The organism is Tritonibacter sp. SIMBA_163, assembly GCF_046535935.1.
Classification (GTDB): domain Bacteria; phylum Pseudomonadota; class Alphaproteobacteria; order Rhodobacterales; family Rhodobacteraceae; genus Epibacterium; species Epibacterium scottomollicae.
Genome location: NZ_JAWJBP010000866.1, coordinates 1 through 254 on the forward strand (window position 1 = coordinate 1; position 254 = coordinate 254).

Annotated in this window: 1 protein-coding gene; it reads right to left on the minus strand. The window is 72.4% G+C overall.

Annotated elements, in window-relative coordinates:
• Positions 1 to 71: 71 nt before the first annotated feature.
• The coding region (locus tag R0J92_RS24810) for a hypothetical protein (protein ID WP_411053643.1) at positions 72 to 254 on the minus strand (183 nt) is incomplete at its 5' end.

The window sequence follows — 254 nt, forward strand, 5'->3', positions numbered from 1 at the left end:
GTGCATTTTGGCACGGCGGCCCGCAGGCCGAAACGCTTAGCCGGCAAGGCCGGGGGCTCATCAGGCGTTTTTCAGCGGTCGGCGCAGCCAACGTCGAGCGCGTCAGGCAGTACGGCCGACCCCACGCCGCAATCCGAGGCGATCACGACAGAACGGCCCGAACTGCCGCAGATAACCGCCTGCCGCCCCGGCCACCGCGCCGCAGGCCAGCCGCCCTGCGCCCCGCAGCCCGCGGTGGACCTGCAGTCGCAGCC